At 74.0% G+C, this 24,392-nt stretch carries 18 protein-coding genes and 2 pseudogenes; 9 read left to right on the top strand and 11 right to left on the bottom strand.

Annotated elements, in window-relative coordinates:
• Positions 1-7: 7 nt before the first annotated feature.
• A complete protein-coding gene (locus BS72_RS04060) occupies positions 8-205 on the top strand; it encodes a hypothetical protein (RefSeq protein ID WP_037906448.1) in 198 nt (65 codons plus the stop codon).
• Complete coding sequence (locus tag BS72_RS04055; protein ID WP_037906445.1) at positions 171-1,361, top strand: serine hydrolase domain-containing protein; 1,191 nt, start codon at positions 171-173, stop codon at positions 1,359-1,361. Before BS72_RS04060 ends, BS72_RS04055 begins: the two co-directional genes overlap by 35 nt.
• A gap of 49 nt (positions 1,362-1,410) precedes the next feature.
• Here the strand turns inward: BS72_RS04055 and BS72_RS04050 are convergent, their stop codons facing one another.
• Positions 1,411-1,710: a hypothetical protein gene (locus BS72_RS04050; RefSeq protein WP_037906442.1), complete on the bottom strand. Its 300-nt coding sequence runs from the start codon at positions 1,708-1,710 to the stop codon at positions 1,411-1,413.
• Between the two features lie 47 nt (positions 1,711-1,757).
• Entirely contained in the window at positions 1,758-2,960 is a 1,203-nt protein-coding gene (locus BS72_RS04045; protein WP_198545749.1) for an IS110 family RNA-guided transposase, read from the bottom strand.
• 303 nt (positions 2,961-3,263) lie between these two features.
• Between BS72_RS04045 and BS72_RS04040 the strand changes: the two genes are divergently transcribed.
• Together BS72_RS04040 and BS72_RS04035 are read left to right on the top strand one after the other, a co-directional pair.
• A complete protein-coding gene (locus tag BS72_RS04040) occupies positions 3,264-3,680 on the top strand; it encodes a hypothetical protein (RefSeq protein WP_157856141.1) in 417 nt (138 codons plus the stop codon).
• On the top strand, positions 3,677-6,448 hold the full coding sequence (locus BS72_RS04035; RefSeq protein WP_051950653.1) for a KGGVGR-motif variant AAA ATPase: 2,772 nt from the start codon (positions 3,677-3,679) through the stop codon (positions 6,446-6,448). The genes BS72_RS04040 and BS72_RS04035 overlap by 4 nt, the downstream gene beginning before the upstream one ends.
• Before the next feature lie 40 nt (positions 6,449-6,488).
• Here BS72_RS04035 and BS72_RS04030 read toward each other — a convergent pair whose 3' ends face one another.
• Positions 6,489-7,412, bottom strand: coding sequence for a polysaccharide deacetylase family protein (locus tag BS72_RS04030; RefSeq protein WP_051950739.1), 924 nt, complete (start codon positions 7,410-7,412; stop codon positions 6,489-6,491).
• A 351-nt stretch (positions 7,413-7,763) separates the two neighbouring features.
• Here BS72_RS04030 and BS72_RS04025 point away from each other — a divergent pair, with 351 nt between their 5' ends.
• Entirely contained in the window at positions 7,764-8,492 is a 729-nt protein-coding gene (locus tag BS72_RS04025) for a CDP-alcohol phosphatidyltransferase family protein (RefSeq protein ID WP_198545748.1), read from the top strand.
• Here the strand turns inward: BS72_RS04025 and BS72_RS04020 are convergent.
• A complete protein-coding gene (locus BS72_RS04020; protein ID WP_037906433.1) occupies positions 8,455-8,904 on the bottom strand; it encodes an adenylyltransferase/cytidyltransferase family protein in 450 nt (149 codons plus the stop codon). The two genes, BS72_RS04025 and BS72_RS04020, sit on opposite strands and share 38 nt — an antisense overlap.
• A 237-nt stretch (positions 8,905-9,141) precedes the next feature.
• Here BS72_RS04020 and BS72_RS04015 point away from each other — a divergent pair.
• Positions 9,142-10,329: pseudogene (locus BS72_RS04015) on the top strand (glycosyltransferase); the annotation flags it as partial.
• 4,165 nt (positions 10,330-14,494) lie between these two features.
• On the opposite strand, the gene BS72_RS04000 reads toward BS72_RS04015, so the two are convergent.
• Positions 14,495-16,027, bottom strand: coding sequence for a hypothetical protein (locus BS72_RS04000; protein WP_232792203.1), 1,533 nt, complete (start codon positions 16,025-16,027; stop codon positions 14,495-14,497).
• A 136-nt stretch (positions 16,028-16,163) separates the two neighbouring features.
• On the opposite strand from BS72_RS04000, the gene BS72_RS03995 reads away from it, so the two are divergent.
• Entirely contained in the window at positions 16,164-16,412 is a 249-nt protein-coding gene (locus BS72_RS03995; RefSeq protein WP_037906431.1) for a hypothetical protein, read from the top strand.
• A gap of 16 nt (positions 16,413-16,428) precedes the next feature.
• Here BS72_RS03995 and BS72_RS03990 read toward each other — a convergent pair whose 3' ends face one another.
• Complete coding sequence (locus tag BS72_RS03990; protein WP_051950652.1) at positions 16,429-16,803, bottom strand: hypothetical protein; 375 nt, start codon at positions 16,801-16,803, stop codon at positions 16,429-16,431.
• 149 nt (positions 16,804-16,952) lie between these two features.
• On the opposite strand from BS72_RS03990, the pseudogene BS72_RS33585 reads away from it, so the two are divergent.
• Positions 16,953-17,177, top strand: a pseudogene (locus BS72_RS33585) (ATP-grasp peptide maturase system methyltransferase); the annotation flags it as partial.
• Between the two features lie 59 nt (positions 17,178-17,236).
• Here the strand turns inward: BS72_RS33585 and BS72_RS03985 are convergent.
• The gene (locus tag BS72_RS03985) at positions 17,237-17,719 is read right to left on the bottom strand and encodes a VOC family protein (protein ID WP_037906428.1); all 483 of its coding nucleotides are present in this window, start codon (positions 17,717-17,719) and stop codon (positions 17,237-17,239) included.
• Between the two features lie 279 nt (positions 17,720-17,998).
• Here BS72_RS03985 and BS72_RS03980 point away from each other — a divergent pair, with 279 nt between their 5' ends.
• Positions 17,999-19,150: a glycosyltransferase gene (locus BS72_RS03980; protein ID WP_037906426.1), complete on the top strand. Its 1,152-nt coding sequence runs from the start codon at positions 17,999-18,001 to the stop codon at positions 19,148-19,150.
• Between the two features lie 127 nt (positions 19,151-19,277).
• Here BS72_RS03980 and BS72_RS03975 read toward each other — a convergent pair whose 3' ends face one another.
• The 4 genes from BS72_RS03975 to gmd form a co-directional block, all read right to left on the bottom strand.
• Complete coding sequence (locus BS72_RS03975) at positions 19,278-20,111, bottom strand: glycosyltransferase family 2 protein (protein WP_037906423.1); 834 nt, start codon at positions 20,109-20,111, stop codon at positions 19,278-19,280.
• A gap of 26 nt (positions 20,112-20,137) precedes the next feature.
• On the bottom strand, positions 20,138-20,707 hold the full coding sequence (locus tag BS72_RS03970) for a hypothetical protein (RefSeq protein WP_051950650.1): 570 nt from the start codon (positions 20,705-20,707) through the stop codon (positions 20,138-20,140).
• Between the two features lie 247 nt (positions 20,708-20,954).
• A complete protein-coding gene (locus BS72_RS03965; RefSeq protein ID WP_078900990.1) occupies positions 20,955-23,150 on the bottom strand; it encodes a LamG-like jellyroll fold domain-containing protein in 2,196 nt (731 codons plus the stop codon).
• A 225-nt stretch (positions 23,151-23,375) separates the two neighbouring features.
• Positions 23,376-24,389, bottom strand: coding sequence for a GDP-mannose 4,6-dehydratase (gene gmd / locus BS72_RS03960; RefSeq protein WP_037906418.1), 1,014 nt, complete (start codon positions 24,387-24,389; stop codon positions 23,376-23,378).
• Between the last annotated feature and the right edge of the window lie 3 nt (positions 24,390-24,392).

The raw sequence follows: 24,392 nt of genomic DNA, 5'->3' as shown, positions 1-24,392 counted from the left end.
GGAAGCGATGTCCGACGATCCGGACGAACGCACCTGGGCGTTCAAGAGCAAGGACAGCACCCTGCACACCGGCGCGGAGCGCGCAGTGGACCCGGAGGACCTGGTGATGGCCTCCGGGGCCGACTGCACCCCCGAGCGGATCGAAGCCGCCCGCAGAGCACTGGAGGAGTATGGCCCGGCCGCTGTCGAGAGGTACCTGCCCTGAGGCAGGCCTCGACACCGACGAGATCGCCGGGATCGTCCCGGAGCTGACCGGCTGGCTCCGGCCCGACCCCGGCGCGGGACGGCCGCACCCGTGGTGCGCGGGCGCGGTGGTGCTGGCCGGGCGCGGGCGGACCGTCGCCCTGCACGAGGCCGTCGGCTGGGCGGCCCGCTACCGCGGGTACGACGGGACGGCCGACGCCGCCGTGGAGCTGCCGCGCGAGCGGTGGCTGCCCGCCCGCCCGGACACCGTCTTCGACCTGGCCTCGGTGACGAAGCTGTTCACCGCCGTCACCGCCGTCCGCGGGGTCCAGGACGGCGTGCTCGACCTGGACGCCCCGGTCGCGGCCCACGACCCGTCGCTGACGGCCGCCGCCGCGCACGGCATCACGCTGCGGCACCTGCTCACCCACACCTCCGGCCTGCGCCCCGAGCTGCCGCTGTACGACGAGCCGGACGCCGCCGCGCGGGCCGCCCGGCTGGCCGCCGAGGAGCCGCTGACCCCGCCCGGCACCGCCCGGGTCTACTCCGACCTGAACCTGCTGCTGCTCCAGCGCGTCCTGGAGCGGGTCAGCGGGCACCGCGTCGACCGGCTGATCGCCGAGACCGTCACCGGCCCGCTCGGCATGGCCGACACCCGCTTCAACCCGCCCGCCTCCTTGCTGCCGCGGGTCGCCGCCACCGAGGACCAGCGCCGCCCCTGGGGCAAGCTCGACCGCGGCATGGTGCACGGCGCCGTCCACGACGAGAACGCCCACGCGATGGACGGGGTGGCCGGCCACGCCGGGCTCTTCTCCACCGCCTGGGACCTCGCCCTCTTCTGCCGCGCCCTGCTGGACGACCTGGCCGGCACCGCTCCCGCGAAGCTGCTCTCACCCCCCTTCGCCGCACGGCTGCTCGGTGCCGAGCCGGACCCCGACGGGGTGCGCCGCCCGCTGGGCTTCGAGGCGGACCAGAGCTGGTTCATGGGCGAGCTGGCCGGCCGCGGCGCCGTCGGGCACTGCGGCTTCACCGGGACCAGCCTGGTGCTCGACCCGGCGACGGACACCTTCCTGGTGCTGCTGACCAACTCCGTCCACCCGGTCCGCACCTGGCGCGAGGGCAACGCCCCCCGCGCCCAGGCCGCCACCCGGCTCGCCCGCGCGGCGAAGGCCGGCTGAGCGGGGGGGTGCCCCTATGGGTTTGGTCAAGCGGCCGGGCGGCCCGAGCTCACGTGCTGGTTGGAGCCGGGCCGGTGTAGGTGTAGATCCATCCGGCTGGCGAGTCTTCGGAGGGGGTTGCCTCGTAGGCGTGCCAGTCGGCCGGACCGGCTTGGGTCGTGGGCAGGCTGCGGCGTCCGCCTCGCGCGCGGAAGCGCTGCGGGGGTGTGCCGTCCGGGTTGAGAGTGACGATCTTGGTTCGGCCGTCGAAGGGGCCGCCGACGATTTTGATGCCGACGCTGTTGTTGACGGTCTCGCCGGCGAGCCAGCGGTGGATCGTCCTCATGTGCTCGCTCTCTTCGGCGTCCATGAGGAGAGCCGATCACAGGCGTCTTGGGGCGACAAGACCCGGGCTGTTCATGTTGTTGCCGGTGTCTGTGGTTGGTAGAAGGTGCCGTCGCGGAGCATGGCGAACAGGACGTCGGCCCGGCGGCGGGCGAGGCAGAGCAGGGCCTGGGTGTGGTGCTTGCCCTGGGCGATCTTCTTGTCGTAGTAGGCCCGGGAGACGGGATCGGCGAGCGACGCGAACGCGGAGAGGAAGAAGGCGCGTTTGAGCTGCTTGTTTCCTCTGCGAGAGGGCTGCTCGCCGCGGATCGAGGAGCCGGACGACCGGGTGGCCGGGGCGAGACCGGCGTAAGCGGCGAGATGGGCTGCCGTCGGGAAGCTGGCGCCGTCGCCGACATCGATGAGGATCCTGGCTCCGGTCCTGACGCCGATCCCCGGCATGGACGTCAGGACCTCCGAAAGAGGGTGGCTGTCCAGGAGTTCCTCGATCCGGGTGGCCAGGACCTTGCGCTGGTCCAGCACTGCGGTCAGTGAGCCGGCCAGGCTCGGGACGATCAACCCGGCCGCGTCCGTGCCCGGAACGACGACGGTCTGCTCGTCCAGCGCGGTGAAGATGTCCTCGACCAGGCGCTCTGCCATCCGCGGGGCCTTCGGCCGAAGTAAGCCGACCAGGCGACGGCGTCCGGCCTTGCGGATCTGGGCCGGGGAGCCGAACCGCTCCAGCAGCTGCAGGACGGCGGGGTGCTGGATGCGGGGACCCAGCACGCGCTCCAGGTGCGGGTGGATCTGGGTGAGCAGGCCGCGCAGGCGGTTGCTGACGCGGGTGGCCTCGCCGGCCAGGTCGTCGTCGAAGCCGACGATCATCTCCAGCTCGGCGATGGTCTCGTCCTCGACATCGACCGAGCGGAGCGTGTGCGGCATGACCCGGGCCGCGTCCGCGATGACGAATGCGTCCCGCGCGTCGGTCTTGGCCTCGCCCGGGTAGAGGTCAGCGATGCGACGCATCGTCAGCCCTGGCAGATAGGCGACCGGGCAGCCCATATCCCGTGCCACCGCCAGCGGCAGGGCACCGATGGAGGCGGGCTGGTCGACCACGACCAGCACCGTCCCGTGCTTGGCCTGCAACTTGCCGAAGACCTCGCGCAGCCTGGGCTCGCTGTTGGGCAGCCGCTTGTCGAACGCCTTCTTCCCGGCCGGGGTGACGGCGGTGGCGTGGTGTTCGCCCTTGCCGACGTCCAGGCCGAGGAAGACTCCGATGTCACTGGTGTCGATCACGCGCGTCCTTCGGTCGTCCCCGCCCGGCCGTCCCACGGCACCGATCGCCACATCCACATTACGAAGAGCCTCCCGACCTGCGGACAAGCCGGTGGTCATGCCCCTAATCAGCGGTCTGTCGATGCCTCCGGGCCGGTGACACCACCCCCCAGGCCATGCGTTCGACAGGGGGAGACAGTCATGCCGGACCCGGAGGCCGGGCGCCCCATTGCGGGGCCACCCAAGAAGGTAATGGGGGTGCCGGTGCGGGCGGCCCGCGAGAAGCCGGCCTCGGGCCGGAGACGCTGCCCATAGACTCCCGGCATGGGAGTGGACGTGGGGGTTCCCGATCTCGTGCGGAGCTACGTCGAGCAGCGCGACGCGGCAGCGGTCCAGACGGGTGCTCCCGGTCGGCTGCTCGCCTTCTACAGCGTGGAATGCGGTCTGAAGGCCGCGATCCTCGGTAAGAACGGGATCAGCGCGCGGAGCACCGAGGCCCTCCCACCCGCCCTGCGGACTCACGATCTGCGACGGCTGGCCAAGGAACTGGGCGTCGTCATGCGGCGGGATCGCGAGCTGGCCGGGTGCCGGCGCCGCCACGACGGGGCAGCCAAGGTGCCACCGCAGGATCTGCACGAGGCGTGGCGCTACGGCGCCGCGCTGAACGAGGAGGACGAGAAGGCCGTGGATGCCGCTCTGACCAGCCTGAGCGACTGGTGCCGGCAGGAGCACCGCCGATGAGCCGCGGCACCCCGGTTTCCGCGCCCGGCCACCTCTACACGTGGGTCGACGTCGACGAGCACTTCGCGAGGCTCGCCGTGAACGGGGAGTGGGCGCCCTGGCTGGTGGAGGTCAGCGCCTACTGGGACGGGGTGGAGCTCAGCGTCGCCGCGGGGACCGACCCGGCCGAGGTGTGGGCGTGGCTGGCCGAGCGGCTCGGACCCCTCACGGTGGACGAGAGCCGCGAGACGGTGCTGCTGGAGTCCCTGGTGGACGGTGAGACCGCGCTTCCGGTGCGGCTGCTGCGGGTGGACGACCCGGTCGGTGCCGTCCGGACGCCCCGGTGGAACGAGCGCCAGGTCGTGCGCGAGCTGGCCGAGAGCCTGCCCGCCCCGGACCGTCCCGAGTTCCGCGACGGCGGCGTCCAGGTCTGCGCCTTCCACTCGTTCAAGGGCGGGGTCGGACGCACCCTGCACTGCGTCGCGCTGGCCCGGGAGCTGGCCGGGCGCGGCCGGACGGGCGCCGGGGGCGCCGGGCGCGTGCTGCTGGTGGACGCCGACATGGAGGCGCCCGGCATCAGCTGGATGGTCGGCGCGCAGGGCGGGCGGCTCGACTTCGCCCTGGACGACTTCCTGGCGCTGCTCCAGGGATCGGCCACGGCCGAGGAGCGGGCCCGGACCGTCGCCCTGGCCCGCAAGTTCCTGGTGAACCAGGAGCACGAAGGGGTGATCGTGCTGCCCACCACGCGCGACGCCACGCGGATCGGGCCGCCGCGCATCCAGCCGGCCGACCTGCTCACCGCCGACCGTTCTCCGTACGTGCTCACCGAGGCGCTCGCCGAACTCGCCGCGGCGCTGGGCGCCGACACCGTCCTCGTGGACCTGCGGGCCGGCTCCAGCGAGCTGAGCGCCCCGGTGCTGCTCGACCCGCGAGTCCACCGGGTCCTGGTCACGACGGTCAGCGACCAGTCCGTGCAGGGCACGGTCAACCTGCTGAACCACCTCGCCCACCACGCCCCGTCGCGGCGGGGGACGGACCCGGTGTGCTCGGTGCTGATCACCCAGTTCCAGCCGCGCGACCACGACTCCGAACTCCTCCAGGCGGCTGCGGCGCTTCGGGAGGCGGTCGCGCGAACCGTGGCCGGCTCCGACGAGGCGGCGGACGACGCCGACGCCGGGGCCGGGGGTGTCCTGCCGACCGACCAGGACGTGACGTCGGAGCCGCTGATCAGCCCGTTCCTGGCCTCGTTGCTGGCCCTGCCGAGGAGTTGGAGCGAGGTGGCCGACCGGATCGACCGTACGGGCCTGCGCTCGGTCGTCTCCGGACTCGCCGACGCGCTGCGCCCCCCGGCACCCCCGGTCGCGGCGGCGGGCGCCGTCCCGGACGACATCAACGTCAGACGGGAGAAGCTGGAGGTCCTGGCGCGCACGCTGGTCTACGCGGACGTGGCGGACTCCCCGCAGGCGCAGGACGGCTTCCTGACCACCGAGCCGCTGCTCAGCCTCGTCTCCACGCACCGCACCGAGGCCCCGATCGAGGTCGTCGTGGGCGCCAAGGGCTCCGGCAAGACGTTCACGTACCTGCGCATGTGCCGGTGCCGGACCTGGAAGGACTTCGGCGAGGCCGCCGGGGTCCCCGGCATCGAGCTGGGGGCGCCGCTGGTGCCGGTGCTCGCCTCGGCGAACCTCGCCGCCAGGGTGGGCGACCAGGTGGAGGAGGTCCGGTCGGCGTCCGCCAAGGCGCTGACGGGCTCCGAGCCGGCCACCTTCCCCGCCATCCGCGATCTCGTCAGGGAGTCCCTCGACCGCAACCTCGACGACATCGGCTGGCGCCGGGTCTGGCTCGCCTGCCTGGCCAGGGCGGCCGGCCTGGTGGGCACCACCACGCAGGACGCGGACCGGGTCGTCACCGCCCTCGCCCGTGCCAAGCAGGCCGTCTTCGTCATCGACGGCCTGGAGGACCTCTTCCAGGAGTTCAGCACCGATCCGAGGCAGCAGCGCGCCCTGCGGGCCCTCCTGACGGGCTGTCCGGAGTGGCTGCGGTCGCTGCGCGGCCGCCCGCTGGGCCTCGTGGTCTTCGTCCGCCGCGACCTCGTCCTGGCCGCCGTCCCGCAGAACACCGCCCAGTTCCTGGAACGCCACCGCGCCTACGAGCTGCGCTGGAACCGCACCGAGGCGCTTCGGCTGGTGGCCTGGGTCTGCACCCAGGCACGGGCGTTGGAAGCCCAGAGCGTGGACGTCCGGTCGGCGGCGGGCGACCAGCTGTCCGAACTCCTGGCGCCGGTCTGGGGGCAGAAGCTCGGCTCGGACCACTCCCGGGAGGCGCGGTCCGAGGAGTGGTTCATCGCCGCGCTCTCGGACTTCACCCTCCAGATCCAGGCCCGGGACATCGTCTCGTTCCTCACCCGGGCGGCGCTCGGCTCCACGGGCGACACCCGCTGGACCTCCCGGCTGCTCGCGCCGACCGCCATGCGCCGTGCCCTGCCCGTGTGCAGCGCCGAGAAGATCGACGCGATCGGCCAGGAGAATCCTCCGGTCGGACGGCTCTTCACCCACCTCCAGCAGCTGCCCGAGAGCGTTCGGAAGGTGCCCTTCTCCCTGGAGTCCGTGGAGCTCGACCTCCAGCAGGCCCGCCTCCTGGCCACCAACGGCGTCATCTTCCAGGAAGGCGACCAGTACTGGATGCCGGAGATCTACCGCCACGGCCTCCGGTTCACGCCCAGCGGCAACGGCCGTCCGCGCGTCGTCTCCATCGCCAAGCTCGTCGGCAACCGCGCCGAACACGGCTGAGATGTCGGCGGACGGCGGCCGGTGCGGGACCGGCGGCCGATCAGACCAGCAGTTCGGAGGCGGTGACGGCGCGCAGGCCGCGGGCGTCGAGGTCGGCGAGGATGCCCGGCAGGGCGGGGGCGGTGTCCGGGTGGTCCGAGCGCAGGGCCACCACGGAGCCCGGCCAGGTCAGGCGGGCCACGGCGGCGCGGACCGGTGACGGGTCGGAGCCGCCGGTGCTCCTCGCGGGGGCGAGCGGGTGCGGCGTCGCGCTCGGCGCCGGGCCGTGGTTGAGCGGGCCGTGGGTGAGCGGGCCGTCGGTGAGCGGGCCGTGGGTGAGCGGGTCGTCGGTGAGCGGGTCGACGTCGTAGGAGAGCAGGTGCGGGTAGCCGGCCTGGCGGGCGAGGGAGACGACCAGCGGGCTGGCCAGCCGGGTCTGCGAGGGGCGGAACCAGCGCCCGATCGACCCTGTCTGGTCCCGCAGCACCCGGGCGCAGCCCTCGATCTCCGCGCCGGCGTCCTCGGCCCCCATGGCGTCGAGGTCGCGGCAGCTCCAGGTGTGGTTGCCCAGCTCGTGGCCGCCGTCGAGCACCCGGCGGGCCATGTCCGGGTACTGGTCCAGCCAGTTCCCGGCGGCGAGTACGGTCAGCCGCGCCCCCGCCCGTTCGCTCGCCGCCAGCAGGCCCTCCACGGTGCCGGGGTCGCCCTGGCCGTGGAGGGTCAGCGCGACCAGCGGGCGGTCGCGGCGGCCGTGCGTGATCTGGTCCGGCAGGCCCGGGGGCAGCGCCGCGTCCCACGCCGCCACGGCGGCGGGCGGTGCGGCGGCGGACCGCCCGGCGGCGGGCCCGCGGTACCCGGCGGGGGCTGTCGTACGGGCGTCCTGGCCGGTTCCGGAGCATCCGGTGAGGAGTGCGCCGACGGCGGTGGCCTGGAGGAGGTGGCGACGGGAGAGCGGCACCACGGCAATGTAGGCGTACTTTGCCATCATCTGCGGCATATGCCGGGCGGGCGCGGGCCGTGTCGCACCTCCCGTCGGGCTGCCGCCTGCCCGGGCGGGGCCCGCCGGCCGGGCAGGCACGGCCCCCGGTCGCCCTCGGCCGCGCGCGCTTCGCGGGCATCGTGGGCGGGCGGCGGCGAAAGGGGACTTTTCGGGGACGGGGCGCCCCGGGGGCTGGCATCATGGGCCGATCCGGGCGGCCGTCCCAGCGCCGCCCACATCCGGGGGCGGGGGGCTCGCGTGGCGCGGACGGCGGCGACGGAGGACGCGGCGGAAACCGGTGGCGGCGGCGGCGCTGTGGGCCAGGGGCGCCCGGCTGAGGTGACGCGCGGGCGGCCGATGCGGTTCGGCGAGGCGCTGGCGCGGCTGCGCGAGGCCCAGAAGGCCGCCAAGGGCGTCTCGCTCTACTCCCGCTACCTCAACCGGCCCGCGGGTCGGGTCCTCGCGGCAGCCGCCTACCGCGCTCACCTGACGCCCAATCAGGTCACATTGGTCAGCGCCGCGTTCAGCGGCGGTGCGATCGCCGCGCTGGCCGTCGCCGCGCCGTCCTGGCCGCTCGGCCTCGCGGTGTGGGCGGCGCTGGCCGTCGGCTTCGCCTTCGACGCCGCCGACGGGCAGCTCGCCCGGCTGCTGCGGCGCGGCGGCCCGGCCGGCGAGTGGCTCGACCACGTCGTGGACTGCGCGAAGATGACGGCCCTGCACGCGGCGGTGCTCATCACCTTCTACCGCCACTTCGCGCTGCCCGGCGACCGCTGGCTGCTGCTCCCGCTCGGCTTCCAGCTCGTCGCGGTGCTGATCTTCTTCGGCGGCCTGCTGACCGACAAGCTCACCCCGAAGCCGCCGCCCGGGCAGCCCGCGCCGGCCCCCTCGCGGCTGCGCGCGGTTGCGCTGCTGCCCGCCGACTACGGCGTGCTGTGCGCGGTGTTCCTGCTGCTCGGCAGCGAACGGGCCTTCCGTTACGCCTACGTGGTGTTCTTCGTCGTGCACGCGCTCTTCCTGGCGGGCTTCCTCACCCGCTGGTTCCGCGCCCTCACAGCGCTTCAGACGGAGCCGCCGACGGCTTCGTGAGCGCGTCCAGCGCCAGCCGCAGCTGCGTGCTGGAGGTGTGCACGGTGTAGGGGAAGTACACGATCTCCACCCCGACCGTGGCGAACTTCTGTTCAAGGAGCCGCCCGCGCTCCGTGCCGCGCCAGTCGTCGCCCTTGAAGAGCACGTCGAACCGCACCTGCTGCCACGTCTCCAGCTTGTCCGGCACGGTCTCCACGAACGCGGCGTCCACGAAGCGGATACTGCGCACGATCTCCAGCCGCTCCGGCAGCGGCACCACCGGCCGCCGCCCCTTGGCCAGTTCGGCCATCTCGTCGGAGACCAGACCCGCGACCAGGTAGTCGCACTGGGCGCGGGCGTGCCGCAGAATGTTCAAGTGGCCTACGTGGAACAGGTCGTAGACTCCGGGCGCATAGCCCACACGATGCCGCATGACGCGACCCCCCAGCCTGCCCCGAACGCGAGTGGCGCTCCCCAGCGCCGTCGGGGACTCAGACGATAGCCGGGCGAACGGCGGCCAACGGGGCGTTTGCGGAAAGCTGACGTCTGGGGTTGGCCAACGCATGGCAAGCGCCGGTGTGATGACCATGTGAAGGGCTATGGTGAGCACTTGTCCGTGTCCGGGGGGAAGGAACACTCCGTGGTCTCGTCCGGTGCCCGCCGCCTGCTGATGGTGTCCACCAACTACGCGCCCGAGCACGCGGGGATCGGGCCCTACGCCGCGCAGATCGCCGAGCACTGGGCGGCGGGCGGCGCCGAGGTGCACGTCCTCACCGGCATGCCGCACTACCCGGCCTGGCGGCTCGACCCCGCCTACCAGGGGGTCGTCCGGATCGAGGAGGACCGGGCGGGGGTGCGGGTGCACCGTCGCGCGCACGCTGTGCCGTCCCGTCAGAACGCCCTGAACCGCGCTCTGTTCGAGGCGTCCGTGCTGCGCGGCGGCCGGGACGCGCCGGTCGGGATGGGCCGCCCCGACGCTGTCCTCGCGCAGATGCCCAGCCTCGCCGGCGGTGTGCTCGGCGCCCGGCTCGCGCAGCGCTACGGCGCGCCCTTCGTCCCCGTGGTGCAGGACCTGATGGGCGCCGCGGCCGCGCAGAGCGGCATCCGCGGCGGCGGCGCGGCGGCGGCCGTGGCCGGCCGGGTCGAACGCCACGTGCTGCGCCGGGCGGTGCTGGTCGGGGTGATACACGAGTCGTTCCTTCCGAAGGTCGAGGCGATGGGCGTACCCTCCGGGCGCGTCCGGGTGGTGCCCAACTGGTCCCACATACGCCGCCCTTCGCGCCCGCGGGAGGAGATGCGGGCCCGGCTGGGCTGGCGGCCCGGCCAGACCGTGCTGCTGCACTCGGGCAACATGGGCCTCAAGCAGGGCCTTGAGGTGCTGGTCGAGACCGCCCGCGCCGCGCCGGACATCCGCGTCGTGCTGATGGGCGACGGCAACCAGCGCGAGACCCTGCGGGCACTGGCCGGCGGGCTGCCCAACCTCGACTTCGTGCAGCCGGCCGAGGACGCGGAGTTCCCCGACGTGCTGGCCGCCGCCGACGCCCTGGCCGTCACCCAGCGCGCGTCGGTACGGGACATGAGCCTGCCGTCCAAGCTCACCTCGTACTTCGCCGCCGGCCGGCCGGTGATCGGCTCGGTCGCGGCGGACAGCGGCACCGCCGACGAGATCACCCGGTCCGGCGCGGGCGTGGTGGTGGCCCCGGAGTCGGCGGCCGCACTCATACGGGCGCTGCGCGCACTGGCGGCCGACCCCGCCCACGCCGACGCGCTCGGCGCCGCCGGCCCCGCGTACGCCGAGGCCCGCCTCACCCCGGCCGCCGGGCTGGCCCGCGTCGACGCGCTCGTCGACGAGGCGCTGTCCCTCGCGCCAGCGCGAACCCGGCCCGCGTCCGCCGCTCCGCCCCGCCCCGCGGCGCCGCCCACGCCCGCCTTCCCGCCGACGCCACCCGCGCGTGGGCCGCAGGGGGGCGCGGGCGGCGGGGAGCCGGTGGCCGAGACCGCACCCGAGAGCACGCCGGACGTTGAACCGGGAACCTTGGCGGGGGACGCTGGGCGTACCGGCGGTGAGGAGGCCGTCGAGGCGGACCGGGAGCGGGGCCGGGGTCCGGTGGCCGGGGCGGCCGGCGACGGGCCGGTGGTGGAGGCCGCGGAGACGGCGGCCGACGCGGCGGGGGAGCGCCGTACGGCCGTACCGCCCGCTGAGAACGACGAGGACCGCCCGGACCGCCCGGACGGCACCGATGGCGAGGACGCCGAGGACGCCGAGGACGGCGGGGTCACGGAGGACGCCGGGGTCACCGGCGACGCCGAGGACGCCCGGGACACCGGGGACGGGATCGATGAGGACGCCGGGACGTCGGCAGGGGACGCCGCGGGGGAACGCGGGAGACCGTGGGGCAGGGCGCGGCCGGACCGGGCCAGGGGACGAAGGGGAGCAGTGAGCGAGGACAGGGGGAGCGGCTCCGGCGAGGAGGTCGACCTCGTACGGGACCAGGTGCGGCAGATCGTCCGCTACCGCGGGCTGATCGCCGCCGGTGTGGTGGTGGGGCTGGCGGGGGGCGCCTATCTGGCGCTCGGCGGTACCGACAGCTACACGGCGACCAGCGACGTGATGGTCAGGGCGGCGACCACCGACCCGTTCGCCACGGCCGCCACCAGTGACAAGGGCATCGACATCGGCACCGAGCGGCAGACGGCGCTGAGCACCACCGTCGCCGAGGCCGCCGCCAAGGCCGTCAAGGAGCCCGTCAAGGAGATCCAGCACTGCCTCCAGGTGACCAACCCGCCCAACACGATGGTGCTGCGGTTCAGTTGCTCCACCACCAGCGCGCGCCAGTCCGCGGTGTGGGTGAACGCGTTCACCAAGGCGTACCTCGACAACCGCGAGGCGCAGACCAAGGCCACCATCAAGCGGATGATCTCCGGCTACGACGACCAGTTGAACCCGCTGGTCAAGCAGCGCAACGACATCCTGTCGCAGATCGGCGACTCCAGCGACAGCCAGACGGTGGGCACCCTGGTCTCCGCGCAGACCAACCTGCTCAGCCGTATCACCGAACTCCAGGGCAACATCTCCGAGTTGAAGTCGCTCGACACCACCCCCGGGCTGGTGATCAAGCCGGGTACGGTGCCCGACGCGCCGTCCGGGCCCGGGCTGCCGATCATGGTCGGGCTGGGCGGCGGGGTCGGAGTGGCACTGGGGCTGCTCGGCGCGTGGGTGCGGCTGGTCTTCGACCCGCGGCCGCGCTCCGAGGCCGAGACGGCCCGGGTGCTGGGCGCGCCCGTGCTCGGCACCCTGCCGCGCCCGCGTCCGCGCCGTCGCACATCCGCCTCCGGCAGGCGCCCGTTGCTCGCCGAGGGCCAGGCCGCCGGCCGGCTCGCCGAGGAGTACCGGGCGGTCGCCTTCCGGCTCGGCCACGACCGGCGGTTCGCCGAGCGGCGCCGGCTGCTCGTGGTGGCGCCACGCGGCACCGGTGACGCCCCGGCCGCCGTCGCCGTCAACCTGTCCGCGTCCTTCGCCGAGATGGGCCGCGAGGTGCTGCTCGTCGAGGCCGACCTGCGCACCCCGTCGCTGGCGGCGCTGCTGCGCTCCACCGACCCGTCCCGGCCCGGCTGGGCCCGCACCGCCGGCCTGGGTGACGGAGGGTGGCCGGCCGGGCTGCAACTCCCGGTCGACGCGGGCGAGTCCGGCTCCTTCGACCTGGTGCCCGGGCGCCGGGTGCGCAACGTGGCCCGGGCGCTGACCTCGGCCCCGGCCGCCCGGCTCTTCGCCGAGGCCGACGAACCCGGCACCGTCGTGGTGGTCCTCGCCCCCGCGGTCCTCGCCTACGCCGACGCGCTGGCGCTCGTCGACCGGGTGGACGGCGTGCTCGTCGTCTGCGACCCGCGCCAGGTGCACCGCGACGACCTGACCCGGGTGCGGGAGCTCGTCGAGGGGGCCGGCGGAGCCGTCCTGGGCGCGGTGCTGCACCGCGAGGACGACGCCCCGCGGCGCCGGTTCGGCCTGCACCGCCGCGCGGGCCGCCCGACCCCGCCCGAACCGCCCGGGCCGAGCCGCCCGCCGAGCAGGCGCCGCTCACCCAGGAACGGCACCCGGTCCCTTGACCGGCCCCGCCCGCGACCGCTCCGCGCGGTCGCGGCGGCCGGGGCCCCCGACGCCCACCGGGCCGCCGCGCAGGCCCGGTTCGCCGCCGAGGGCGCGCAAGTCGCGCCTCTCGCCGACCTCCCGACCTCAGCGAGCCCCGTCGCCGCACCCGGTGGTGCGACGTCCTACGCGAGGGGGTCGACAGCCCTTCCCGGAGTCGAACTGCCCAGTACCGCCGACGCCTTCGATGTGCCGACACTCGAAATGCGGATCGTGACCGATCCGTTCGCCGTTCCCGGCGGCGAACTGCCGCCCGCCCAGCCGATGCCGGACCGCACCCGCACCGGGCCCGCCACCACGGCGGCGGAGCCACCGGTGGACGGGTCGGGGCGGTCGGTGACGTCCGGGCGGTCCGGGCGGCGGCGGGGCGTGGCCGCCGTCGTCAGCTCCGTGGCCGACCAGGGGGTCGCGGCCTTCACCAACATCATCGTGCTGGTGGTGGCCGCCCGGCTCTCCTCGGCCGCCGCGTTCTCGGTGTTCTCCATGGTCTACATGGTCTTCACCGTGCTGCTGGGCGTGAACGTCTCCTACGTCGGCCAGGCCCTCGTCCTGGAGCGCGGCACCGAACGGGTGCGCGCCGCCTGCCGGTCGGCGGTCGTCTTCACCGCGACCGCCTCCACCGTCCTCGGCTGGGGCATGGCCGCCGCGCTGATTCCCGCCCACGGCGCCACCGCGCGCGGCCTGGCCGTCCTCGGCCTCGTCCTGCCCGTGGTGCTCACCCAGGACGGTATGCGGTACTGCTTCTCCGCGCTGCGGCTGCCGCACCTGGCGCTGGCCGCCGACACCGTACGGCTGCTGGTGGCGGTGCCCGCGCTGGCCCTCCAGCCGCACGGCACCGGCGCGGTCCGGCTGGTCGCCGTCTGGGGCCTGTCCGGGCTGCCCGCACTGCTCACCGGCGCGCTGCTGCTGCGGAGACGGCTGCGCGGCGCCCGCGCCGACATCCGCCCCTACCTGCGGCGCGGCCACCTCGGCCAGCGGTTCGTGGTGGAGTTCGGCATCGGCAACGCCACCAGCCAGCTCGCGGTGGTCGGCCTGGGCCTGTTCGCCGCGCCGCTGGCGGTGGGCGCGCTACGCGGCGCGACCACCCTCTTCGGGCCGATGAACGTCCTCTTCAACTCGGCGACCGCGTTCGGGCCGCCGCTGCTGAACCGGGTCCGCGGCACCCGCGGCAAGATCCGCGCCACGGCCGTGCTGGCCTTCGGGACGGCCGCCGTCGCCGTCGGCTGGACCGCCGTGCTGCTGCTGCTGCCGCTCCGCACCGGGCGCCAACTCCTGGGCGCCACCTGGGCGGCGTCCTCCGGCCTGCTGCCCGCCTCGGGCAGCCAGTACGCGTTCATGGCGCTGGGCACCAGCGCGCTGCTGACCCTGCGGGTGCTGCGCCCCCGCGCCACGCTGCCGATCCAGGTGACGTTCTCGCTCGCCTCGGTGGTGTTCATGCTCGGCGGCTACGCCGCCGACGGCGTCCTCGGCGCGGCCTGGGGGCTCGCCCTCGGCTCGGCGCTCAAGGCCGTGGCGCTGTGGGTGCGGATCGCCGCGGAGCGGCGGGCGGACCCGGACGGCTCGGGCCGCCACACCGGGCCCGGCACCCCGGGTGCGCCTGGCGGCCCGGAGGGGGTCACGGCGGGGACCTCGGCGGGGGCGTAGCGGGCAACACCCGGCCCCGCTCGGGCGCGTCCGGAACGCCGACCGCGGCCAGCCGCGGCATCGCCGGACCGGGCGGGACAACCCGGTCCCGCGCCGAACCGGGTGGGACAACCCGGTCCCGCGCCGAACCGGGTGGGACAACCCGGTCCCGCGCCGGACCGGGCGTGACAACCCGGTCCCGCGCCGGACCGGGCGGGACAACCCGGTCCCGCGCCGAACCGCACGTCCCCCGGTGTCAGTCCAGGTTCCTGCGCGGGTCGTCGCGGAACGTCGTCACCAGCGCCAGGCAGACCAGCGCGATCCCGATCCGGCCGGCCGCCTGGAGCAGCGGACCGCGCAGCAGGATGAACGAGTAGCCCGCGACCAGCGGCACCACCACCGCCGCCAACGCGCCCGGACGGCCACCGCCCTGAGCGTGCCGGGTGTAGCGCAGGTCCGCGCGGGCGGCTCCGTAGCCGACCAGCAGCAGGCCGAACGTCATCCCCAACGGACCGAAGTCCAGCCATAGTTCGGCCCACAGGGGAGAGGAGAGGTTGGTGTTGGTCATGCCCATCCAGCGGCCCACGATGACCCCGGAGTCCTGCGGCTTGCCGTGCCACACCGAGCGCGGCACGAAGAAGAACACGTCCCCGGCCAGCTGCCGCCCGTCGGCGTGCCCCGCACCGGCGTTCACGTAGGTGATGGTGTTGGCGAACATGCCGATCTGGTCGTAGTCCTTGAGCGTCAGCGGGTCCAACGCCGAGGTGGACTGCACCGGGTGGTAGCCGCTCGCGTCGTACCGGAAGCGGTCCAGGAACGGGAAGAGCAGCAGCGCCGCGACCACGCCCGCCACCAGTGCCGTCCGGTAGGCGGCCGGGCTGCGCGGGAAGGCGGTGAACAGGATCGAGAAGACCACCGTCAGGAACCAGTAACGCGGGTTGGACACCGGGTTGTTGACGATTGCGTTGATGACGGCGAGGCCGGCCAGCGCGAGGATCGCCGGCACGTTGCGGCGGGCCCGCCGCGAGGTGGCCATCCAGCGGATCAGCACCAGCAGCGCGAGCAGCGCCGGCACCGTGCCGAAGCCGCGGATGAACGCCGAGCCGACGTGGCTGTCGCCGCTCGCCCCGGCCAGCCCGCTCGCCTGCACCGACTCGCTGATCCCCTGGCGGCTGCTGAAGAACACCGCCGGCCCGCCCAGCTTCATCACGCACAGCGCGCTGCCCAGGTACGCCACCGCGACCAGCAGCCACAGCCGGCCCCGAGCCACCTGGGCCGGACGCCGCGGCCGGCGCAGCGGGCTCCGCGGCCGCGCCCGGGCGGCCAGCACGCCGACGTCGAACGCGACACAGCCGATCAGCGTCAGCGCGATCGCGGCGGCGGTGTCCGACCGGGGGCCGACCACCGGCGTGGGGACCTGCCCGAGCACCTCCTGGACGAGCGGCGCCACCCCCAGCGCCACGTAGCCGAACAGCCAGAACGCGCCCTGGACCAGGCGCCGCCGCCGGGTCAGCACCATCGCGCACAGCCGGGCCCCGGCGTAGACGGTCAGCGCGAGCTGCAGCCAGAACGCGGTGTCCCGCACCGGCGTACCCGGCTGCGCGAGCACGTAGCCGGGCAGCAGCCCCACCACGGCGATCACCAGCGGCACGGCCAGCGCCCGCGACAGTGCGGCCCGCGGCACGTCCCCCCGCGCCGCCCGCAGCAGCCCGCCGCGCAGGCGGGCCGTCTCCGCGACGGCCCCCGCGACGCTTCCCCCGCCAGCCCCTCGCCGCATGTCCAGCGCCATGGGACCCCCTTCCCCTGGCCGGAGTCTACTGAGCGCCGCCCCCGCCCGTGCCGTGCTTGGCGGTGTCCGCCCCCCGTGGCCGAGCCGGCGTCGGACTGTGCCGTTACTCTGTGATCTCCGAGGAGGGGCGGGGACAGTGGACCTGTGGCAACTGGGCCAGCGGTTGGGCGAGATCTGGGCCTGGCTCCTGGTGGCGGTGGTGGTGGCCTACATCGCGACCGGGCGCTGGCGGGATTACCCCGACCCCGAGGGCAGGACAGCCGAGCAGGTCGCCACCGAGTCGCGCCGCCGGACGCGCCTGGTCCGGCTGTCGGCCCTCGCGATCATCGGCGTGTGGTTCGTGGCGGACACCGTCATCAGCCTCTGGGCCGTCTACGGCCGGTGAGCAGGACAGCGGCACGTCATCCGAGCGGCGCGTCGACCGTCTCGGCGCCTTCCACCGCCTCCACCCTCTCCGCTGCCTCCACCGCCTCGAAGATGTCCGCGTTGGTCTCCCGCTGCCATTGCGGCTGCTCGCTCCAGTCGGCCACGTACGACGGCTTCGGGTCGGGGAAGTGCCGGTGGATCTGGGCGATCCAGCACAGCGACACGAACCGCCCCTTCTGCTCCCGGCCCAGCTTGGCGGCGCGTCCCCCGCTGACGGCCAGGAAGTCCGCCACCTGCCCGTACACCGCCGCAGCCGCCTCCCGCTCCCACCCGGGAGTCTCCTCCCACGGCGCGACGTACCCGGCTTTCGGCTGACGCTCGCCGACGATACGCGCTCGGATTTCCCTCAGGCCAGGACGCGGGAGGCGGCAGAGGCGAGACGTGCTCAGGCAGCGCCCCCCGACAGCCGATCTGCTCCCACGAGGAGACAGCTCGTGAACGACTCAGCGGCCGAGCGCGGCGGTCTTGGCGCGCTGCTGGCCCGGAACGAGGACCTCGCCCCGAACGGGAGTCCTTCGCCGAGTTCACCGCCCGTGGCGGTGGATGGACGGTACGGCAGGGCGGGCCCGTGGCCCTCTGGGACCGGATCGAGGAAGCGCTCGTCGCGTGGCAGGCCGAGGGCAGCCCCGACATCGACGCCGTACGGCTCCGCGTGACGCGGGCGGCGCACCGCTACTGGATCGAGGGCGCGCCGGCGCTGCGCTGGGAGCACCGGCTCGGCTGAGGGCGGGCCGCCGCCCCGGGGCTCGCGGGCCCCGGATCCGGGCGCTGGGGTGAGTGGGGCTACTCGCCCTCGTAGGCGTGGCGGAGCTCGGCGATGTCGAGCTTCTTCATGCCGAACATCTTCTGCGTGGCCCGCGCGGCCTTCTCCTGGTCCGGGCCGGCGATCATCTCGATCAGCTCGGCCGGGACGACCTGCCAGGACACGCCGAAGCGGTCCTTGAGCCAGCCGCACGGGCCCTCCTCGCCGCCGCCCTCGCGCAGCGCGGCCCAGTAGTAGTCGACCTCGGCCTGGTCGGCGCAGTCGATCTGGAAGGAGATCGCCTCGTCGAAGGTGAACTGCGGGCCGCCGTTGAGCGCCACGAACTGCTGGCCGTTGATGGTGAACTCGGCGGTGAGGACCGAACCGGGCGTGCCCGGGCCGGCCTCGTTGAAACGGCCCACCCGGCCGCGCGAGGAGTCCTTGAAGACCGACAGGTAGAAGTCGACGGCCTCCTCGGCCTTGCCGTCGAACCACAGGCAGGTGGTCAGCGGGGTGCTCGTCATGGTGTCTCCTCCGTGTCCGGTGCGGCCGTCCGCGCGGCCGGGTGGCCGCGCCGTCCGTGCGGTGCCACCTATAAAGGACGGCCTCCCCGGCCGGGACTCATCGGCGCGCGCCGGGAACGCGAACCTGTCGCCCGAATGCCCGCGATGCCCCACCCGGGCGGGCCCGCCGCCGCTACTCTGGGCGGAGGTGCCCGGGGAGGGGCACCGGGGGAGCGGCGACGCCGAGCGCGGCCGCGTCAGGGGATAACCCAGGGGGAGGCTTCGCGCCACGTGAACGCTTTGAGGGTCCTGCACGTCGTCACCTTGCACACGCCCACCAACGACTTCGGCGGCCCGACGCGGGTGGCGCTGAACCTGTCGCGGGGCCTGCGGGCGAAGGGGGTGGACGCCCGGATCGCGACCCTCGGTGACGGGTTCACCGGCCCGTTGCCGACCGAGGTGGAGGGCGTGCCGTCCTACGTCCACCAGGCGCGGCACGTGCTGCCGGCGTTCGAGGTCAGCGGCATCACCTCGCCGGGGCTGCTGGCCCGGGCCCGCCGCCTGGTCAAGGGCGCGGACGTGGTCCACGTGCACCTGATGCGGGACCTGATCACGCTGCCGTTCGCGCTGGTCGCCCTGGAGGCGGGGGTGCCGCTGGTGGTGCAGACGCACGGCATGATCGACCCCACCGAGAAGGTCTTCGCCAAGGCCGTGGACCGGCTCGGCATGAAGCGGGTGCTGCGCCGGGCCGACGCGATCCTGCACCTCACGGGGATGGAGCGGGACGGCGTGCAGGCGGTCGTCCCGGACACCCCGCTGGGCACCTTCCACCGCCTCGTCAACGGTGTCGCCCTCCAGGAGCGCCGCCCCGCGCGCGGGCACCGGCCGCCGACCGTCGTCTACCTGGCGCGGGTGCAGAAGCGCAAGCGGCCGGAGGACTTCGTGGCGGCGATGCCGGCGGTGCTGGCCGCCCACCCGGACGCGCGGTTCGTGCTGGCCGGCCCGGACACCGGCGGCCTCACCGGGCCGATGCGGGAGACGGCCGCACGGCTCGGCGTCGCCGACTCCCTTGAGTGCCCTGGGCCGTTGGGCCACGACGAGGTGCTGAAGCTGCTGCGTGAGGCCGACGTCTACGTACTGCCGTCCGTGGTCGAGCCGTTCGCCGTCTCCGTGCTGGAGGCGATGTCGGTGGGTGTGCCGGTCGTCGTCACCGCCACCGGCGGGCTCTCCCCGGAGGTCGCCGAGGCCGGCGCCGGCCGCGTCACCGACAGCCGCCCCGACGCCGACAACGGCCCCCTGGTGGCCGAGGCGATCCTGGAGCTGCTGGAGCCCGAGGCCAACGAGGCCGCCTCGCTGGCGGCTTGGCAGCTCGTCCGGGACCGCTTCTCCATCGAGGCCGTCGTGGACGACCTGCTCGGCGTCTACGGCTCGGTCCGCGCCACCCGGAGCTGACCGGCACCGAGCCGGTCCGATTCCGGTCCGATCCCGCTCCGATCCCGCTCCGACTCCGCTCCGACTCCGCTCCGACTCCACCTCCCGGGCGGGGGGCCATCGCCCCCGCCCGAGGGCGTCCGGGGGTTCAGGGCCGTTGCTGCTGCTCCAACTCCCGTGCTTTGAGGGCGATCTGCCAGCGGTAGAAGCTCATCGCCAGCGCGTAGTCCAGCCCGGCGCGGCCGTCGAGGAAGCCGCGGCGGTAGACGTACGCGTACGCGAAGGAGACCAGCGGTTTGAACGGGGCGCGGTGGAAGAGCTGGCCCTGGCGGGTCTTGACCTGGCGGACGCGCTCCTTGACGGCCGGGTTGAGTTCCAGCCACGCCTCCCAGTCGGAGTAGCGGTTGTGGCGGTCGAACCAGGTCCGCACCGGGTCGAGGTCCTCGTGCTCGATGGGCGCGCGCAGCCGGGCCGCGGAGGGGGCCTCCGGCTGGTAGTGGCCCTCCTGCTCGCCCATGCCGGGCGCGTCGAGGTCGCCGACCTCGGGGAAGCGGCACCGGGTGCGGTCCATCAGGGCGCGCTTGACGATGGTGTGGCCGTGGCGCAGCCGCCGCCCGGCGAACCAGTACCCCAGGGGGATGTCGAACGACGCGACCGTGGGCGGGCCGGCGGCGAAGAGCGCGTGCAGCTCGGCCAGCAGCTCGGGGCTGGGCGTCTCGTCGCCGTCGAGGAAGAGCACCCAGGGCAGGTCGGTGCGGACGTGGTCCAGGCACCACTGCTTCTTCTTCGGGTAGCGGCCGTCCCAGGCGTAGTCGACGACCTCGGCGCCGAGTTCGGCGGCGAGCTTGCACGTGTCGTCGGTGCTGTGGGAGTCCACGACCACCACCGACTCGGCGTGCTCGATCACCGAGGAGACGGTGCGGGCGATGTTCTCCGCCTCGTTCTTGGTGGGGATGACGACGACCAGCGGGAGCTTTGGCACCGCTGTTCCTCCTTCAGCGACGGGTGTCAACGGGCGGCTGACGTGGACGACGTGGGCGACGTGGACGAGGCAGGTGCAGCGGACGTACCGGACGGCAGCCAGGCGTAGCAGCCGGCGGAGTGGACGGAGACCGCGCCGGCCGGGAGGGTCAGCCGGGCCTTGGCGGCGCTGCTCGCCGAGCCCTTGGCGAGGACCCTGCCCTTGGCGCCGGCCACCTGCCACGAGCAGGAGGCGGACGGGGCGGGGGCGCGGTAGGTGCCGGGCGCCACGCTCCGACCGGCCACCGGCGTGGCGGTGACGGTGAACAGGCCGTCGGTGAAACCGTGTTCGGCCGCCGACAGCACCGGCTGCTGGGCGGGGCACAGTGCGGTGACGGCGGCGGTGGCTCCGGACAGGCTGATGTCGCCGGTGACGATGGCGCTCGCGGCGGCGTCGGGGTCGACCTTCGCCGTGCGGGCCAGCCGCTCGCACAGCTCCTGGCCGCCCTCCAGGACGGCGTCCGGGTCGGTGCCCTCGGGCACCCGCCCGGACAGGTACTTCTTCTGCGGGGCGCTGAAGGTGCCGCCGCCGGGCGGGGTGAGCCGGCTGTCGGGCACCTTCCGGGCCTCGGCGGCCGAGCCCGGCGCCTCGCCCGGGACGCCGCTGCCCGACGGCGAAGGCGAGGGTGCGGGCGGCGACCCGGCGGGTGACGGCGACCCGGCGGGCGCCGTCGTGCCGACGGCGCCGGGGCGGCGGCCGCGGCGGCGCCCCGGGTGTGGTGGGAGCTGCCGCAGGCGCTGAGCAGCAGCACCGCCGCCGCCGTGACGAGCACGGCGGCGGCGGTACCGGTGCGGCGGGTGCGGGTCACCCGGCGGTCCCGAGGGCGTAGTGGTTCGCGATCTGGTCCGCGCTCAGCACGGTGGGGTAGACGGCGGTCTCGTCGAGCTGCCCGTTGAAGTACTGGCTGGCGGGCTGGTCCGGCCAGCCGCCGAGGCTGTCGCCGCCGGTACGCCAGTAGCCGGGGTAGTCCTGGCTGTCGGTGACGGTCGGGTCGGCGGAGCGCAGCGTGCCGTCGACGTAGAGCTTGATGCCGTCCGGGCCCTCGCTCGCCGCGACCTGGTGCCACTGGCCGTCGTTGAACGCGGTCGGGTCGGTGACGGTCCGGGTGGAGCCGGTGTAGACGCCGAAGATCAGCTGCCCGGTGTTGGTCATGTAGATGTGCTTGTCGTAGAGGGTGCTGGTCTGGGTCGGGTCGTTGCCGAAGCCCATGAGCATGCCGCCCGAGGTGGTGGTCGTCCTGAACCACGTCTCGATCGTGTAGGTGCCGGGCTTCGGGTGCTGGCGGTCGCTGTAGGTGAACTGCGAAGTCCCGTTGTACGAGTACGCCTTGGAGCCCGGCACCGCGCCCGGCGTCACACCGTGCACCGGGCCGCCGACGCTGACCCCGCTGTCGTCGGAGGACGAGGAGTCGGCGTTGTAGGAGCCGGAGGCGGCCTCGTAGCGCCAGTACAGGTCGGCGCCGTCGGCGAGGACCTGCGTCGGGTACGGGTCGGCGGCGGACGGTACGGTCGCCGAGGCGTTCGGCGACTGGGCGCTGGTGTTGGTGCCGTCGCTGGCCGAGACCCGGTAGGTGTACTTCTGGCCGGGGACGACGTTGGTGTCGGTGTACGTGAGCTGCGGCCTGATCCACGGCAGCGAGCTCGCGGTGACCGTGTAGACCGGCGTGCTGCCGCCGTTGCGGTAGACCCGGTAGGTCAGCGCCGAGTCGTCGTTGTCGAGGCTGGACTGCCAGCTGACCTTCACCGAGTCCGGTGAGACGCTCGTCACCGAGGTCTGCGGCAGGGTGGGCGCGCCGGTGTCCGGGCCACTGGCGAAGCGGGTCAGGCCCTGCTGCGCGCCGCCGTTGACGGTGGTGAACTCGCCGCCCACCCACATGTACTCGGTGCCGCCGGCGTCGGCGGCCGGGACCAGCGACATCACCCGCGGGCCGATCTGCTCGCCGATGCCGTCGTTGGTGTCCGGGAACCACGGCAGCAGCTGCGCGCTGTCGACGCCCTCGGCCAGCAGGTGCTTGCGCACCCCGTTGGGGTACTCGCCCATGCTGGAGCAGTCGTGCGCGTGCGAGCCGCTGTAGAGGACGGTGTCGTAGACTGCCAACGTCTGTGTGGCGCCAAGGCAGTTGTCGCGCCAGACCTGGTTGAAGTCGGTCAGGCTGAACCGTATGCGGCCGTCGAACACCCCGCCGCCGGTTCCCTCGTTGGCGGTGTAGAAGCTGTTGCTGGCCGGGTCGACGATGATGTCCTTGGTGACGGACGTGGCGTCGATGAAGCCGGGCGGGTACGCCTTCACCAGCGCGCCGGTGGTGGTGTCGACCACCGCCAGCGAGTGCGAGGCGGTGCCGTCGACGGTGTCGAAGTCACCGCCCAGGATGGCGTCCTGGCCGTCCGGGGTGAGAGCCAGCGCCCTGCCGGGGTTGTCCACGGCCGGCGCCCAGGGCAGCAGGCTGCCGTTGTCCGCGCTGACGGCCGCGTACCGGTGGCGGGTGGTGCCGCCGACGGAGGTGACGTCCCCGCCGAAGTACACCGCGGTGTCGGTGGCCGTGATGGTGCGCACCGTGCCGCTGACCGCGGGCCGGAAGGTGGTGCTGACCTGGCAGGTCGCGAGGTTGATGGCGGCCAGGCTGCTCACGCCGGTGCCGTTGACCGAGCCGAAGAAGCCGCCCGCGTAGAGGGTGTTGCCGTCCGGGGAGACCGCGAGGGCCCGTACGGTGGCGTTGTTGGAGCCGACGGTGAAGTTGAGCTGGCAGCCGGCCGGTGCGCCGGTGGTGGCGTCGAAGGACGCGAAGTTCGCGACCTGCGTCTCGTTGCTGCCGGCGGCCGAGCCGGGCGGCCGGATGGCGGAGAACGTGCCGCCGGCGAAGACCAGGCCGTGGGACTGGGCCATCGCCCAGACGACGCCGTTGGTCTGGTAGGTGGACAGGTTGTCGGCGGTGATGCCGACGGGGGCCTGGAGCGCGGCCGCCGGCGGCGACCCCACTCCTGCCAGACCTGCGGCTGCCATGGCCAAGGCAGCCGTCAACACCGGCCATTTGCGCATGTGGTGTTCCCTCTCCCCGTACGGAGTGCGGTGCTGGGTGCGTATGCGAGTGCGTGCGTGTGCGTGGGGCTGTGCGTGTGTGCTGCGATCGCGGGGTGCCCGGCCCCGGCCCGTCGCCGGGCCGGTCGCGGGCCGGGCCCGCCGCTTCCGGCGGCCGCGGCGGGGTGCCGCCGCGGCCGCCGGGGTCTGTCACCGGTCGATGCGGACGCCCGCTCCCGCGAGGTGGTCCTCGACCTGCCGGACGTCGGCGTCGACCATGAGCCGGGCCAGCTCCCCGACGCGCACCGACGGCTCCCAGCCGAGCAGTTCGCGGGCCTTGGACGCGTCGCCGATCAGCGCGTCCACCTCACTGGGCCGCTCGTACTTGGGGTCGTACCGGACGTACTCCGTCCAGTCCAGGCCCGCGTGGCCGAACGCGGTCTCCAGGAACTCCCGCACGGTGGCCGCCCGCCCGGTCGCCACCACGTAGTCCTCCGGCTCGTCGCGCTGGAGCATCCGCCACATCGCGTCGACGTACTCCGGCGCGTAGCCCCAGTCCCGTACGGCGTCGAGGTTGCCGAGGTAGAGGCGGTCCTGGAGGCCGGCCTTGATCCGGGCCACCGCCCGGGTGATCTTGCGGGTCACGAAGGTCTCCCCGCGGCGCGGCGACTCGTGGTTGAACAGGATGCCGTTCACCGCGTACATCCCGTACGCCTCGCGGTAGTTGACGGTCGCCCAGTAGCCGAAGACCTTGGCGCACGCGTACGGGCTGCGCGGGTGGAAGGGGGTGCCCTCGTGCTGCGGGGGCGGGGTGGCGCCGAACATCTCCGAGGACGACGCCTGGTAGACGCGCGCGCCGATGCCGCTGGCCCGCACGGCCTCCAGCAGCCGCAGTGCGGACAGGCCGGTGACGTCGCCGGTGTACATGGGCGCGTCGAAGGAGACCCGCACGTGCGACTGGGCGCCGAGGTTGTAGACCTCGTCCGGCATGGTCTCGCGCAGCAGGTTCACCAGCGCCACCCCGTCCGACAGGTCGGCGTGGTGCAGCAGCAGCGAGCGGCGGGCCTCCTGCGGGCCCTGGTAGATGTGGTCGATCCGCTCGGTGTTGAAGGACGAGGAGCGGCGCACGATGCCGTGCACCGTGTAGCCCTTCGACAGCAGCAGTTCGGCCAGGTACGAGCCGTCCTGCCCGGTCACACCGGTGATGAGGGCGGTCTTGCCCACAGG

Origin of the sequence: Actinacidiphila yeochonensis CN732, assembly GCF_000745345.1 — a bacterium.
Taxonomy (GTDB): domain Bacteria; phylum Actinomycetota; class Actinomycetes; order Streptomycetales; family Streptomycetaceae; genus Actinacidiphila; species Actinacidiphila yeochonensis.
Note: the sequence above shows the minus strand (reverse complement) of the source record. Positions and strands in the feature narration are given on the sequence as shown.

Bases quoted from the DNA above. Each gene is read 5' to 3' on its own strand.
- BS72_RS04000 (WP_232792203.1), bottom strand. From the start codon at position 16,027: ATGGCGCTGGACATGCGGCGAGGGGCTGGCGGGGGAAGCGTCGCGGGG.
- BS72_RS03985 (WP_037906428.1), bottom strand. From the start codon at position 17,719: ATGACGAGCACCCCGCTGACCACCTGCCTGTGGTTCGACGGCAAGGCC.
- BS72_RS04035 (WP_051950653.1), top strand. From the start codon at position 3,677: ATGAGCCGCGGCACCCCGGTTTCCGCGCCCGGCCACCTCTACACGTGG.
- BS72_RS04055 (WP_037906445.1), top strand. From the start codon at position 171: ATGGCCCGGCCGCTGTCGAGAGGTACCTGCCCTGAGGCAGGCCTCGAC.
- BS72_RS04025 (WP_198545748.1), top strand. From the start codon at position 7,764: ATGCGGTTCGGCGAGGCGCTGGCGCGGCTGCGCGAGGCCCAGAAGGCC.
- BS72_RS04030 (WP_051950739.1), bottom strand. From the start codon at position 7,412: ATGGCAAAGTACGCCTACATTGCCGTGGTGCCGCTCTCCCGTCGCCAC.
- BS72_RS03965 (WP_078900990.1), bottom strand. From the start codon at position 23,150: ATGGCAGCCGCAGGTCTGGCAGGAGTGGGGTCGCCGCCGGCGGCCGCG.
- BS72_RS04020 (WP_037906433.1), bottom strand. From the start codon at position 8,904: ATGCGGCATCGTGTGGGCTATGCGCCCGGAGTCTACGACCTGTTCCAC.
- BS72_RS04040 (WP_157856141.1), top strand. From the start codon at position 3,264: ATGGGAGTGGACGTGGGGGTTCCCGATCTCGTGCGGAGCTACGTCGAG.
- BS72_RS04050 (WP_037906442.1), bottom strand. From the start codon at position 1,710: ATGGACGCCGAAGAGAGCGAGCACATGAGGACGATCCACCGCTGGCTC.
- BS72_RS04060 (WP_037906448.1), top strand. From the start codon at position 8: ATGTCCGACGATCCGGACGAACGCACCTGGGCGTTCAAGAGCAAGGAC.